A 14,539-nucleotide genomic window follows, 5' to 3' on the forward strand; every position below is an offset into this window, starting at 1 on the left:
CGAACACCGTTCGGCGGACGAGCCGCTAACGGCGAAGCCGTTTTTGCCTCGGCCGACGAACTCCCCAGCAACCAGTAACTAGCAACTCGTCAACCAGCAACCAGCAACCAGAACATTCCTTATCTTTGCGCCTTCCAAAATGATCGCGGGGGAGATGCTGGTCCATTCGCAACTTTTTTCGCTGGCCATCACCTTTCTACGCACTACAGTATTCTGAATTTTCCCACCCCATGTCTACGATTGCCGCTGACTTTAAGAAGCTAACCGCCCACGCCAAGGAGTACGGTTTTATTTACCAGAGTAGTGAGATCTACGATGGTCTGGCCGCCGCCTATGATTACGGTCCGAACGGGGTCTTGCTGAAAAACAACCTGAAGGAGTACTGGTGGCGAAGCATGGTGCAGCTGCACGACAACATCGTCGGTATTGATGCAGCCATCTTCATGCACCCCAAAACCTGGAAGGCCAGTGGTCACGTGGATGCCTTCAACGATCCGCTGATCGACAACAAGGACAGCAAGAAGCGCTACCGCGCTGACGTGCTGATTGAGGACTTCATGGACAAAATTGAGGGTAAGATCAATAAGGAGATCGCTAAAGCGAAGAAACGCTTTGGCGACGACTTTGACGAAGCCCAGTTCCGGGAGACCAACCCCAACGTGCTGCGCTACGCCAAGCAGCACAACGAGATCGGTACCCGCCTGGCGACCGCCATGACCAATGGCGATATGGCCGAGTTGAAACAAATTATCGAAGACCTCGGCATTGCCGACCCCGACACCGGCAGCAAGAACTGGACGGACGTCCGTCAGTTCAACCTGATGTTCTCCACCCAGCTGGGTAACATCGCCGGCGAAGAGGGCAAACTTTACCTCCGTCCCGAAACCGCCCAGGGTATCTTCGTCAACTTCGTCAACGTACAGAAGACCACCCGTCAGAAGCTTCCCTTCGGTATCGCTCAGATCGGTAAGGCCTTCCGGAACGAGATCGTCGCCCGACAGTTCATCTTCCGGATGCGGGAATTCGAGCAAATGGAGATGCAATTCTTCATCCAGCCCGGCACCCAGATGGAATGGTACAAATACTGGAAGGAAACGCGCCTGAAGTGGCATAAGGCTCTTGGTCATCCCGCCGAAAAACTCCGCTTCCACGACCACGAAAATTTGGCCCACTACGCTGATGCGGCCGTAGACATTCAGTTTGAATTTCCCTTCGGCTTTAAGGAACTCGAAGGTATCCACAGCCGCACTGATTTTGACCTCGGTGCCCACCAGGAGCTCTCCGGCAAGAAGATGCAGTACTTCGATCCCCAGACGAAGGAAAGCTACGTTCCCTACGTACTCGAAACCTCCATCGGTGCCGACCGCCTCTTCCTGGCCACCATGAGCCACGCCCTGCGCGAGGAACAGGTGCCAGGTCAGGATGACCCGAACAAGCGCCGTGACGTACTGGCCCTGCACCCCGCCATTGCGCCCATCAAAGCGGCCATCATGCCCCTGAAGCGCAACGATGAGCGGTTGGTGAACATGGCCAAGGACATCTTCAACGACCTACGCTACCGCTTTGACGTGCAGTACGACGACACCGGTGCCATTGGTAAACTCTACCGTCGTCAGGACGCCGTGGGTACGCCCTTCTGCATCACGGTCGACTTCGACTCCCTCGCCGACGGCGAGGCCCCCGGCACCGTCACCGTCCGGGATCGCGACACCCTGGAACAGGCCCGCGTCAAGATCGAAGATTTGGCCGGCTTTATCGGCCCCAAGGTCGACATGGCCACGCTGCTGGCGGAGGCGGGGAAGTAAGCTGGTTAAGACGCTATGCGTCGAAAATGCCCCCTCTGCGCAATAGTCTCTCAGGTTAAGACGCTATGCGTCGAAAATGTGAAAAGGCCGACGCACAGCGTCGAAACCAAGGTCTTCACACCCAAAACGCATCCGCCGCAATCCCGTCCGCCAGTTTCCAACCGGTACGGCTGAGGGCGTAGACGGGAGCGGAGGGATCGATGGGCCGGAAGTAGCCGGCCGCCACGTTTTCTCGCTGACTCTTGACGAAGTGGGCCCGCTTTTCGGGGCCGAAGCGGTCTTCCAGGTTGGCGAGGGGAATCCCGACGGCCCGGCGCAGGCCGGTCATGACGTATTCGTTGTATTGGTCGGTATCGGTGAGGTGTTCCTGCTCGTAGAGCAGGCCTTCGGCCGCGGCGTAGGCCGCGGGGGAATCAATCTCGGGCCAGAGTTTAGCGTAGCGGTTGTTGTTGGCCACGTTCCAGCGCCGGCGGCGCTGCCCGTTAAAGCTGTGGGCTCCGGGACCAACGCCCAGGTAGGGCCGTCCGCTCCAGTATCCGCTGTTGTGGCGGGATTGCTGGCCCGGCAGGCAGAAGTTGGAAATTTCGTAGTGCTCATAGCCGGCCGCCGTGAGGCCATCGACGAGCATATCGAAGTGGCGGGAGAATTTGGCGTCGTCGGTATCGGCCACCTCACCGGTGGCTACCTGATGGCCGAGGGCCGTTTTGGGCTCCACGGTCAGGGCGTAGGAGGAGATGTGGTGCACCCCAAGGTCGGCGGCGATCCGGAGATTGTCGGCCCACATGGCGTCGGTCGTGGTCTGTCCGCCGTAGATGAGATCGATGCTGGAGTTGTGAAAACCAGCGGCCACCGTAGCGTCGATGGCCCGGCGGGCCTCCTCGGCGTTGTGGGCGCGGTTCATGAAGCGCAGGTCCTCCTCGAAGAAGCTCTGCACCCCGATGCTGAGGCGGTTTATCGGGGAGGCGGCCAACAGCTCAATGGTGGCCCGATCAAGATCGTCGGGATTGGCCTCGAGGGTGATTTCCGGGAAGCTTTGCTCCTGACCGGAATCCGTGGCACCCGCACTTCGCTGCATTCTATCAAGAATCGGCGATCCCGACGAGCTGAACGGAACTCGGGACCGTTGCCCTAAATACTCCATCTCCACCAACACGGCAAAAATACGTTCGAGTTCCTCCGCCGTTAACAAGGAAGGCGTTCCGCCGCCGAAGTAAACGGAAGACACGGGCCCGGGGGGCAGTTCCTCCCGGCGTAAGCGCAGCTCCATTTCCAGGGCGTCGAGCACGGCACGGCGGGGCTTCAGGTTGGTGCTGAAGTGGAAATTACAGTAGCTACAGGCTTGTTTGCAGAAGGGGATGTGGAGGTAGAGCATCCTACTGGTTGCGGGGGCGACGGCGCTTGCCGCTGCGGCCCATCATCCGGTGGCCCTGCTTGCCCATCCGCTGGGCAGCCTTCATCTGACCGGACTGCTTGAGGGCCTGGTCCAGCATGTCCATCTGTTCCCGGATTTGGGGAATCTTGATGTTGGCCTCCTTGGCCTTTTTGAGGTACTTCTTGGCGGCAGAAAAGTTCTTCCGCTGAAATTCAATCTGGGCCAGCTGGAACTGGAGGGTCGCCCGTTCGGTGGGCGTAGGAATCTCGATGCTTTCCGCCTTGCGGAGCCAGGCTTCCCCGGCCACCATGTCCTTGCGGCTCAGCGCGATGTTGCCGCGCATCATGTAGTAAAAGGCCTGGTTGGCGCTGTAAAGCCAGGAGGGCTTGAGCGTCAGGTTCAGAATTTTTTCTGCTCCGTCAAAGTCCTGCACCTGAATCTTCTTTGCCGCCGGGGCTACCGTGCCCAGGAAGATGTAGCCGCCCAGCAGGATGAGCCCGGTGAGGACAAAGAAAATGCCGTACCAGATACCCATACTCACCCAGAGTGCAATGCCGCCCAGCAGGCAGACACCAATCAGGGCAAAGCGCAGGTAAGGAGGAATGACAACCATAGTTTCTATTTTTTTCGCGGAGGCCGCGACTTGTTTTCAGTTGGGAAAAGCAACAAAGAGGATAGTCCCCTTCCGAAGTAAACAGTTTCAGCGCGCAAAGTTTTGCTACGCTACTTCAGCTTCATATTTCTTTTGGGCCCGTTTCGCGACAAAGACGGACAGCTCGTAGAGCACGTAAAGCGGCAGGGCAATCAAAATCTGAGTCACCACGTCCGGCGGCGTCAGCAGGCTGGCCAGCACGAGAATGCCGATAAAGCTGTGCTTGCGGTATTTGCGCATGCCCTCGGCGGTCACCATCCCGAAGCGGGCCAGAAAGTGGATCACGATGGGCAGCTCGAAAATCAGGGCCGCCGGCAGGGTGAACATGACCATGAAGCTGATCATGGAGCCCATCTGCGGTTGGTTGACGGCTCCGCCCACTTCAAAGCCCATCAGGAAGTTGGTGCCAAAGGGAGCAATCACGAAGTAGCCAAAAGCTACCCCCATGAAGAACAAGACCGAGCAAATGAAGATTACGCCACGGGTGGCCTTCTGTTCTTCCTTATACAGTCCCGGACGAATGAAGGACCAAATCTCGTAGAAAACGTAAGGGAAGGCAATCACAAAACCGCCCACGAAGGACATCTTGACCGCCGTGATGAACTGCTCGCCAAACTGTACGGCCTGGATGGGCACGTTGGGGCCCGTCATACACAGGGCTTCTCCGGCGTTCAGCTGGCCGGACAGCCAACAAAAAAACTGGTAGCTCGGAAAATCATCGTAGTTGGTGCCGAAGAGGACGTAACGGAAATACCACTCCCGAAAGATGAACAGGACTACGCCGGCAATCGCAATCGCGATCAGGCTGCGCATGACGTGCCACCGAAGTTCCTCCAGGTGGTCCACGAAAGACATCTCCTTTTCTTCGGGCAGGACGGGCTTACCGTCGTCATCAAATTCCCAATCGTCAACGTTATGCTGGTCGAGTGCCATAGCGCGAAGGTAAGGTCTTTTTTAATCCTGCGTACGTCATATTTCGCCCTGCATCCCCTGGACGAGATAATCCGCCACGGCGCGCTCGCTGTACTCCCACAGTCGGCGGGCCAGCTGCTCGTTGCGGGCAATGGACGAGGGCTTGCGCAGGCACTGGTGTTCGTCAAAGTAACGGCCGGAAACCTCCCGGACCTCCGGGCTCGAAGCCAGGTACACCGAGGTATTGGCGCCCTTCTCCGGGGAGCTGGCGAAGGGTTTGTACATCGTCCAGACCGTACTCGTCAGCGCACCGGCTTTTTTGTTGGCCAGGCGGGTGCCCACCACGCCGGGATGGAGGCAGTTGGTGGTCAACTCCGTGCCGTAGCGGCGGTCCAGTTCCATGGTAAAGAGCACGTTGGCCAGTTTGCTCTGGGCGTAGGCCGCCGATCCGTTGTAGTTACGGGAGCCCTTTTCGCCCCGAAGATTTTCGAAATCCAGTACCCCCTTCTTGTGGAGGGCGCTCGAGACGTTGATCACCCGGCTGCAAAGACGGCAGCACTGCAGGGCCGGCAGAAGGTTGAGGGTCAGCAGAAAGTGCCCGAGGTGATTGACCCCGAACTGGAGTTCGTACCCTTCCTTGGTGCGTTCCAGGCGATCCGTGTACACCCCGGCATTATTGATCAACACGTCCAGCTTCGGGTGCTCGGCCAAAAACTCCTGGGCGGCATCCCGAACGGAGGATAGATCCGCCAGATCCAGCGGCAGTGTGTCGATGTTTTCGTTGCCCGTTTTTTCCGCAATTTGCTGGGCCGTGCGTTGGGCCTTCACGTCGTCGCGGCAGGCCAACACCAAATGAGCACCGCGCGCCGCTAGGCGCTCGGCCGTCGCCCGCCCGATTCCATCGTTCCCTCCGGTAATTAGGATGGTTTTGGTGTCCATCTGCGTTTCACCTGGGGCCGTTTTAGGTCATCCACCGGATGCCTGTTGCCCCTCGGCTTTCACTTAACGCAGACAGGGGGGTAAAGGGTTGAATCCGAAGGCTTAAGTTCTGGCGGACCCACCCAAAGTGGGAAGGGGGAAACGCCAAGATTGTCGGCCGACCGCCCTTATCCCTTCTCGTTGGTTACCAGCGTGCCGACGTTCTCTCCGAACATGATTTTCCGCAGGTTCGTGGGTTCATTAACGTCAAAGACGATGATGGGCATATTGTTTTCCGCACAGAGGGCAAAGGCCGCCTGGTCCATGATCTGCAGCCCCTTGCGCATCACTTCCTTAAAACTGATCCGGTCGTACTTCACCGCCGTGGGATCTTTCTCGGGGTCGGCGGTGTAGATACCGTCCACCCGGGTCCCCTTCAGGATGATGTCCGCGTCAATTTCGTTGGCCCGCAGGGCGGCGGCGCTATCGGTAGTGAAGTAGGGGTTACCCGTTCCGGCGCTGAATATCACTACCCTCCCCTTCTCCAGGTGCCGGATGGCCCGACGCCGGATGTAGGGCTCGGCAATTTGCTGCATTTCGATGGCCGAAATCAGTCGGGTGAAGATGCCCTGCTGTTCCATAGTGCTCTGCAGTGCCATCCCGTTGATCACGGTCGCCAGCATGCCCATGTAGTCTCCTTGGGTACGCTCCACGCCGGATTGGCTGGCCGATAGGCCGCGGAAAATATTACCGCCACCAATGACCACGGCCACTTCCACGCCAATGTCAATCAGCTCCTGAATTTGTTGGGAATAATACTGCAGCTTCTTGGGGTCAATGCCGTATTGCTGGTCCCCCATCAGGGTTTCACCACTCAATTTCAGCATTACCCGGCGATATTTCAGGGCCATGTCAGGGATGATTTGGCGCGAAGATAGGAACGGGGGAAGGAATGAGGGGCCAGTGCCCGCCCAACGTTTAAATTTCTGGTGGTCTGCTGCTGGAATTCGTGGTCAAACGAAGGGATCAGGTAGAAGTTCTCCCTGACCGCAAAAAAGGGGGGCGATCACCGCAGGTGCCGGGACGTGGGTAGCGCCAAAAAAATGGGGGATTAAGCTAAACTACGCGCTGGCTTCGTTTAGTTAGTCCCAGTAAAATCCCCCGCTAATTTTGCGATTACTACTTTTCTCCCTCTCGGTTATTCTCCTCGCCTTCGGCTGTCAACGCAGTACCGACGGTACCCGCCTGCTGGAAGTCACCTACCCACCCATCGATTTCGTCATCCCCGCCGGCCAGCCCAACTTTCAAACCCTCGTCATCGCTCAGGACGGACTGGCCACCCGCTTCGTCGAAGAAATGATGGCCAACAACGTTGACCCCAGCGACATCGACCTCGTGGGAGGGCTGCGGGGCCGCGTCACCAGCCTCGACGGGCAGGACCTCGGCGAACTCGAACGCATCGAGCTGCGGGCCTGCCCCATCGGGCAGCCCAACGGCTGCAATCAGTTTGACATCCTCTTCAGTGTCGATGATCTCTTCCGTCGCCGCGATCAGGTCGTCAACCTCAACCCCGGCCTGAGAAACTTCCGTAACCTCTTCGTGGGCAACGATAACATCCGCATCGAGATCGTCCTGACTCCCGGACTGACGACCTCCATCACCGTCGAGGCACGACTGGAATGGTCCGTCACCGCCATCGGGGATCTGGATTAGGATCAAGGCTGTAGGATGAAGGATGGAGGACTTTGGTTTCGGGATAAAACGTTCATCGATTGCAACTCCCTAGAGTGTTCGGACGCCATTTCACTCAGCTACGCCTTCGCGAAACAGGCTTCCGACCACCTTTCAACCCTGGTCGGAATAGTAAACTGTGCGGACATTGGCCGGACAGTTTCTGGTCCGAACAGTGGAGTTAATTGTTTAAAGGCCAAGTATTCCGGAGCTCGTCCGCCCAGGCGCGAGGAACGAACTGACTGGCCGGCCGAGCGGAGGCAACGAGTGCCCCAGTCGGTGGGCTAACCCCTCATTGCTCGCGTTCCGGCCAACGACCTGGTGTCGCTTTTCCCCGAAAAGCGACCATACCAACCATGAGGATTCCGCTACTCTATGATCTCTAGTCTTCTTTTCCCGGTAAATATTGAACCCGCAATCCTTTACCGGTTGGGTTGCCTTTCGGGCTTGTCCGGCTGGCCAGACGGAAAAAGGAAACTCCATTGATGGGCAAAAGAAACCCCACCTACTTCACCAAGGACAGCTTCATTCTTTTCACCCGATCCGCCAGCTTTTCGCTGCTGATGCGTTCGCGCATCCGGTCCACGATGAGCAAGAAACTGAAGGGAGTAGCCTTGGGGGGCCGGGTGAACAGGATGTTGAGTTGCTGGAGCCGGGCCAGGGCCTCCCGTAACCGGGCCTCCTGCAATTGGAACGTCATGATCTCGTCGTAGGCCTGGCGCAACAACAGATTATCGGGCTCGTAATCAGTGAAGACGTCAAAGAAGAGTTGGGAACTGCTCTGCAGGTGCTTATCTTTTTTCTTCTTCCCCGGATACCCCTTGAAGATCAGTCCGGCAATGGCCGCAATGTCCCGGAAGCGTCGCTTGGCCATTTCGGTGGCGTTGATCCCCGCGTTGAGGTCCGTCATCAGGTCATTGTCGTCAAACAGTCCACTGCCCAGCGCCTCCTCCACGGGGATGGACTGGTCACTCAGCAGTTCAAAGCCGTAATCGTTGATCGCGATGGTGAAGGTCAGCGGCGCAAACTGACTGATCCGGTAGGCAAACAGGCTGGCCAGTCCTTCGTGAATCCCCCGTCCTTCGCAGGGGTACATGATCAGGTGATAGCCCTCCACATCCTGGAAATATTCGATCAGCAATTCATCCGTTCCCGGCATGGCGGAGCGTTCCACCTGAAGATCCCTCAGCGGGGCCAGTTTGAGCAATTCATCGTCGTAGTAATCTTCGCGTTTCAGCGCATCCATCGCCCGGCGCAGCTGGTGAGACAACTGGCTGGACAGCTGAATCCGCCCACCCCGCCAGGTGGGAATTTTTCCCTTCTTCGCCCGGCTCTTGCGCACCAGTGCTTCGGTACCCTGCACCTTCACGAGCTTGAGGGCCCGCCCGGCAAACCAGAAGGTGTCCCCTACTTTGAGGCTGCTGATGAAATATTCCTCCACCGATCCAATGTATCCGCCCCGGACGTACTTGACCATCAGCACCTGATCGCTTACGATGGCACCGATACTCAGGCGGTGCATCATCGCAATCCGGCGGCTATCGACCCGATAAAGGCCATCCTCCACCACCACCTTATGGTATTCATCGTAAGCACCCAGGCTGTCACCTCCCGTAGTAATAAAGTTGAGGCACCAGGAAAATTCCTCCTCGGAGATGGAAGAAAAACAGTAAGTCTGACGAATTTCCGGTAGGATGTCCTGCGGACGGAACCCCTCCGACACCGCCAGGGTCACCAGGTACTGTATCAGCACGTCGAAGCTCCGCAGATAGGGTAACCGGCTTTCTACCACCTTCTGCTCGATGCAGGTCCGAAGGGCGGAGGCTTCCAGGATTTCCAGACTGTGGGTCGGCACGAAGTAGATGGTGCTCCGGGCCCCGGGCCGGTGGCCCGACCGGCCGGCCCGCTGTAAAAAGCGCGCCACTCCCTTCGGGCTGCCAATCTGCACGATGGTCTCTACCGGCCGGAAATCCACCCCCAGGTCCAGGCTGGACGTACACACTACGGCTTTGAGGGTCCCGGTGTGGAGGGCATCCTCCACCCAGTCCCGGGTTTCCCGGGCAATGCTGCCGTGGTGCATGGCAATGGCGCCCGCCAGATCGGGGTCCGCCTCCAGGAGGCGGTGGTACCAGATTTCGCACTGGGCCCGGGTGTTGGTGAAGATGAGGGTAGACCCGGAGTCGTAAATGATCGGAATCACCTTTTCCAGCATCGTAATGCCCAGGTGACCGGCCCAGGGAAAGCGCTCGATTTTATCGGGCATGAGGGTGATCACCTCCGTGTTTTTCTCGTGCCGGGCCCGGATGATCCGGCCGGGATTGGGGTGCTTCTTCTCGGGTAGATGCCCCAGCAACACGTCCCGCGCTTCCTCCAGGTTGCCGATGGTGGCCGAAATTCCCCAGGTGCGGAAGGCGGGGCCGCGCAGCCCCCGCAGTCGGCTCAGCGCCAGCTCCAGCAAGACGCCCCGTTTGGAGCCCAGTAGTTCATGCCATTCGTCAGCCACCAGTACCCTCAAATCCGCGAACAGCTTTTCGTAGCCCTTGCTGGCCAGCAGCAGGTGGAGGCTTTCGGGGGTGGTGATCAGGATTTGGGGCGGCGTCTTTCGCTGTCGGGTCCGCTCTTTGGTGGAGGTGTCTCCGGAACGGATGGCGATGTCCCAGTCGAGGCCAAGCTCGGTAGCGGCGCGCTGCGCCGCCGCCTGGATTTCCCGCGTCAGGGCACGGATCGGCGTAATCCAGATGGCCCGCAGGCCGGGTGGTTTTACTTTGCGCCCTGGTGAATCCTGGCGCCCCGCGCGCCGTCGCCCGTCCGACTGCGTCAGGCCGGGCAAGCCCGTCTCAGGCGTTAAGTCCGCCCCCACCGTCGAGTCCACTGGTTCGGTTGGCCGCGTCTGCTCCCCCAGATATTCCAGGAGAATGGGCAGCATCAGCGAATAGGTCTTTCCGCTTCCCGTCGGGGCGTTTACCAGGCCGCTTTCTCCCTCCAGGTAGGCCCGCCAGGTCGTTTTCTGGAAGGGGTATGGCGTCCAGCCCTGGTCCGCAAACCAGCGTTCACCGCGCGCTACGAGCGCGTCAATCGGACTTGATGATGGAGGTACTTTCGGGGGCACAGTATCCCCGTAACGGCTTCGGGCGGACTTAGGTTTACCCTATTCGCAGCCCATATCCTCTTTGCTCTGTTGATCGCTGTTGGGGAAGCAGTTTCCGCTCAGCACGGACTCCGGAACGTAGCGCTGGAGATTGGGGTCATAGAGCCCCTCGGCCAGGAATTCCGTCAGGTCGTCAATTTCCGCTTCCGTCATGTTGAGGGGGTGGAAATAATCGGAAATATTAGCCAGGGGCACCCGGTTGTTTTCCGGCACGCCATCGTTGAAGTATTCCACCACTTCCCGGAGGCTGGTTTTGCTGCTTCCGTGGAAATAGAAGGGCATGTCCTTGGTGTTGTAGACCTGCGGCACCTTGAATTTATAGTAGTCTTCGGCCCGGCGCGTAAAGTCGCCCCGACCGAGGTTGCGCGTATCGTCGATGCTGGTCCGCAGTCCCCCGATATCACAAAGGTCGTTCACTCCGATGGCGTGGAAGACGTTGCCGTTGAGGGCCGGTCCGTCGTGGCAGCGGTAGCAGCCCGCCTTACCGAAGAAGAGCAGAGCGCCGCGTTTTTGTTGTTCGGTCAAAGCCAGCTTCTCGCCCCGGAGCCAGTCCTGCCAGGGTGCCTGGTTCGGCAAGAGGGTACGGAGGTAGGCCGATAACGCAAAACTGACGGCAATCCGTCCGTAGCGGGCATCCCCCTGAAAATCCGGAAAGGCCCGGTCGAAGAACCGACGGTAACCGAGGGTATCCAGCAGGTAATCGTCCGTGCTCATGCGGTGCGTAACCGTTCCTTCGATGTTCTGGGCTTCCAGTCCGTCCAGGCCCAGGTGATTGACTTCCGTGGCGGGGTCAAATACCCCCCAGACGTCTTCCACCTCGGCGTTGGCGCCGTGGGCGCCGAAGCGGCCCGCCCACATGGAGTTGGTCACGTAGGCCACGCCCAGCATCGAAAGGGGGCGAGCCCCCTGTGCGTCGATGTCTTCTTCGTCAAAGTTAGCGTCGTCCATGATGCGGCCAGTCCCCTTTTCCCCGAAACCGATTCCGCCGTCGGCAATCCCCTGAGCGGCACCGGCTGTGAAGGCCGCGTCGGCCACGTGGCAGGTGGCACAGCTGAAGGTGCGCAGGCTGCCCTCCGTCAGCGCGTCCCGGCCCAGGGCCGTTTCGTGAAACAAGAGTTTACCCAACTCCACTTTCTCGGAGGTCAGCGGATTTCCGATGCCGGCGGGTATTCCCCCCAGGTTACGACTGTCGGGGAGCATGTAATAACTCAAATCCCCCTCGGGGCTGAGGCGCAGCAGGGTGCGCTCCAACTGGTTGTCCAGGGACGAGACGGTTTCATCCTGCGTACAGGAAGTTACCAGCACTACGGCCAGTATCGCGATTAGTAGTTTAGGGGAAGTGGAAAACATCTGAGATTACGAATTCTTAGGGGAACCGGGGAAAAAACAAAGGTCGTGACTGCAAATGCCCAGTTGAGGGCGCCATGGGCACACAAATATAATCATTATGTCAGGGCGTTGCGTCATGTTCGAATGTTTAACAAAGAATCAATAAAAAACGTGATTCCTTACCCCACAATTTGTTTTTTATGTACATTGTCAGCCCTATGAGTTGAACAATTGTTGGCAACTCCGTCGCCTTCCCCCGCTTTTTTACGCCCTCCGCTCCTTTATACCCCTTCCGCGACATTCGTTTCCCCTTTCCCGATATTTTATGCATCCGGACACTTATTACCGGTTGGTGCTCAGTCGCGTCCCTAACGTAGGCCAGAAGCTTTTCCGTCAGTTAATCGATCATTTTGGTAGTGCGCGTGATGCGCTGGGCGCGGACGCAGGTGCCCTGTGTACCCTGGAGGGCATTGCCGAAGTCACGGCCGCCGGCTTTGCGGACTGTAGCGCTTACGAACGCGAGGCCGAGGAAATTCTGCACTTTGCCGACGCTCACGATATTGAACTGCTCTGCTGCCTGGACGAGCACTACCCGCACCGGCTCCGCGGAGTCACCGGCATCGCTCCCTTCCTCTACCATCACGGCACCACCGATTTCAGCAATCCCCGTAGCCTGGCCATCGTGGGCACCCGCCAGATGAGCGGGCCCGGGGCCCGCCAGGTCGACCGGCTGCTCGATCCCCTCGTGAACTTTTCTCCCCTGATCGTCAGTGGACTGGCCTACGGCGTGGATGCCTACGCTCACCGTCGGTGCCTGCAGATCGGCTTGCCGACCCTGGCGGTCATGGGCAGTGGCTTCCAGCACGTATACCCCGCCGCCCACGCCCGGCTGGCCCGGCAAATGGCCGACCAGGGCGGCGGGGTACTGACCGCCTATCCCCACTGGCGCAAACCCGAGCGGGAACACTTCCCGGCCCGTAACCGGATCGTCGCCGCACTGTCCGACATGACGGTGGTCGTGGAGTCCGCCCAGCAGGGTGGTTCCATGATCACCGCCCGGATGGCCCATGAACTCGGCCGGCCGGTGGGGGCCTGCCCCGGACGGGGCGGTGACCCGCTGAGCGCGGGTTGTAACGACCTGATCAAACGGGGGAAGGCCCACCTGGTGGAATCCGGCGAAGACCTCACGGCGCTGCTTTCCTGGAAGGGGGCGGCCGCCGGCCGCCAACGACGGCTATTCGACGACCTGGAACCCGATGAGCTGCAGCTCATCGACGAATTGCGCGACCGGGAGGCCGTAGAAATTGACCAACTGCGACTCTCCCTACAATTCCCCCCCGGAAAATTGGCCGGATTACTCCTCGGACTGGAAATGAAGGGACTGATTGCCGGACTCCCCGGACACCGCTACCGGCTTTCGGGATAACGCAGACAACCCCCCATCCGGTTCGCTCCGCTATCTTTGCGCCATGAGTAAGCTGATCATTCCACGACTACTGATTTTATCCCTGATGGCTACGTTGCTGGTCGCCTGTCCACCGGCCCCCCAGGGAACCGTCAGTTCACCCGCTCCCACCCCCTCCGTAACGACGCCCACCGCACCGGCGACGCCCGATCCGGCGGCACCCCGCCGCCCGAAAAACATCATCCTGCTCATCGGGGATGGCATGGGAGTAACGCAGATTTCTGCGGGACTCTACATGAACAACAATCACCTCAACCTGGAGCGCTTTCCGTTCATCGGTCTGCACAAGAGTTACAGTTCCGACAATCTGGTGACGGATTCTGCCGCGGGGGCAACCGCCTTCAGTGCGGGCATAAAAACCTACAATGGGGCCATCGCCGTTGACCCCGATACGCTGCCCGTACCCACCATTCTGGAGATGGCTGAAGAACGGGGCCTGGCGACGGGTCTCGTGGCCAGCTCCTCCATCGTGCACGCTACGCCGGCGAGCTTCATTGCGCACAACCGCCTGCGCAGGAACTACGAGGAAATCGCCACGGACTTCCTTAAAACGGAAATTGACTTCTTCGTGGGTGGCGGCCTCAACTACTTTGAAAACCGCAAGAGCGACGAGCGCAACCTGAGTGAGGAACTGCGGTCACGTGGATACCGGATCGAAAACTTCGTCAAGTCGGACCTGAAGAAGATTCGCCCCAGTACGGCCACCAATTTCGGCTTCCTCACCGCCAATGCGGAACCCCTGCCCAAAGCCCAGGGCCGCGACTACCTGGTGCCCGCCGCCAAGATGGCCGTGGACTTCCTCAACGCCCACGATCGTGACAATAAGGGCTTCTTCCTCATGATTGAGGGCTCCCAGATCGACTGGGGCGGCCACGCCAACGACAGTCCGTACATCATCTCCGAGATGCTGGAGTTCGATGAAGTCATTGGGGAGGTTCTCAACTTTGCCCAGCGCGACGGGGAGACCCTCGTCATCGTCACCGCCGACCACGAAACGGGCGGCTACGCGATCAATACCGGCTCCACCATGGGAGACATTCAGGGGGCCTTCACCTCCGATTACCACACCGCTGACCTGATCCCCGTGTTCGCTTACGGTCCGGGGGCCGAGCGGTTTTCGGGCATCTACGAGAATACCGCGATTTTCGAGAAGATGAAAAATTTATTTGGCTTCGATTAAACCAGCCTTGTTCGCTGGCATCCAATG

11 protein-coding genes are annotated in these 14,539 nt (G+C 58.8%); 4 read left to right on the forward strand and 7 right to left on the reverse strand.

The genetic code is table 11. The features are described from left to right. The first annotated feature begins 230 nt into the window (after window positions 1-230). The gene (locus E1J53_RS22005; protein ID WP_134274586.1) at window positions 231-1,805 is read left to right on the forward strand and encodes a glycine--tRNA ligase; all 1,575 of its coding nucleotides are present in this window, start codon (window positions 231-233) and stop codon (window positions 1,803-1,805) included. Window positions 1,806-1,920: 115 nt separating this feature from the next. Here the strand turns inward: E1J53_RS22005 and E1J53_RS22010 are convergent, their stop codons facing one another. The 5 genes from E1J53_RS22010 to pyrH all read right to left on the reverse strand — a co-directional run bounded on the left by E1J53_RS22010 (window position 1,921) and on the right by pyrH (window position 6,570). Further along, window positions 1,921-3,177, reverse strand: a complete 1,257-nt coding sequence (locus E1J53_RS22010; protein WP_134274587.1) for a coproporphyrinogen-III oxidase family protein — start codon at window positions 3,175-3,177, stop codon at window positions 1,921-1,923. Window position 3,178: 1 nt separating this feature from the next. Then, on the reverse strand, window positions 3,179-3,790 hold the full coding sequence (locus tag E1J53_RS22015) for a hypothetical protein (RefSeq protein WP_134274588.1): 612 nt from the start codon (window positions 3,788-3,790) through the stop codon (window positions 3,179-3,181). Window positions 3,791-3,895: 105 nt separating this feature from the next. Next, window positions 3,896-4,762, reverse strand: coding sequence for a twin-arginine translocase subunit TatC (tatC, locus tag E1J53_RS22020; protein ID WP_134274589.1), 867 nt, complete (start codon window positions 4,760-4,762; stop codon window positions 3,896-3,898). Window positions 4,763-4,798: 36 nt separating this feature from the next. Continuing rightward, window positions 4,799-5,680: an SDR family oxidoreductase gene (locus E1J53_RS22025; RefSeq protein WP_134274590.1), complete on the reverse strand. Its 882-nt coding sequence runs from the start codon at window positions 5,678-5,680 to the stop codon at window positions 4,799-4,801. A gap of 167 nt (window positions 5,681-5,847) precedes the next feature. Beyond that, window positions 5,848-6,570 carry a UMP kinase gene (pyrH, locus tag E1J53_RS22030; protein WP_134274591.1) on the reverse strand — a complete coding sequence of 241 codons (723 nt, stop codon included), beginning with the start codon at window positions 6,568-6,570 and terminating at the stop codon, window positions 5,848-5,850. A gap of 259 nt (window positions 6,571-6,829) precedes the next feature. On the opposite strand from pyrH, the gene E1J53_RS22035 reads away from it, so the two are divergent. Then, the gene (locus E1J53_RS22035; protein ID WP_134274592.1) at window positions 6,830-7,372 is read left to right on the forward strand and encodes a hypothetical protein; all 543 of its coding nucleotides are present in this window, start codon (window positions 6,830-6,832) and stop codon (window positions 7,370-7,372) included. A gap of 523 nt (window positions 7,373-7,895) precedes the next feature. Here E1J53_RS22035 and E1J53_RS22040 read toward each other — a convergent pair. Continuing rightward, the gene (locus tag E1J53_RS22040) at window positions 7,896-10,499 is read right to left on the reverse strand and encodes a ligase-associated DNA damage response DEXH box helicase (protein WP_216650088.1); all 2,604 of its coding nucleotides are present in this window, start codon (window positions 10,497-10,499) and stop codon (window positions 7,896-7,898) included. A 39-nt stretch (window positions 10,500-10,538) separates the two neighbouring features. Then, a complete protein-coding gene (locus tag E1J53_RS22045) occupies window positions 10,539-11,888 on the reverse strand; it encodes a cytochrome-c peroxidase (protein WP_134274593.1) in 1,350 nt (449 codons plus the stop codon). Between the two features lie 304 nt (window positions 11,889-12,192). Between E1J53_RS22045 and dprA the strand changes: the two genes are divergently transcribed. Both dprA and E1J53_RS22055 read left to right on the forward strand, forming a co-directional pair. Beyond that, window positions 12,193-13,293, forward strand: a complete 1,101-nt coding sequence (dprA, locus tag E1J53_RS22050) for a DNA-processing protein DprA (RefSeq protein ID WP_134274594.1) — start codon at window positions 12,193-12,195, stop codon at window positions 13,291-13,293. 43 nt (window positions 13,294-13,336) lie between these two features. Next, the gene (locus tag E1J53_RS22055) at window positions 13,337-14,512 is read left to right on the forward strand and encodes an alkaline phosphatase (RefSeq protein ID WP_253932258.1); all 1,176 of its coding nucleotides are present in this window, start codon (window positions 13,337-13,339) and stop codon (window positions 14,510-14,512) included. The last annotated feature ends 27 nt before the right edge of the window (window positions 14,513-14,539 follow it).

The sequence above is a fragment of the Lewinella sp. W8 genome (assembly GCF_004375085.3).
Lineage (GTDB): Bacteria > Bacteroidota > Bacteroidia > Chitinophagales > Saprospiraceae > Neolewinella.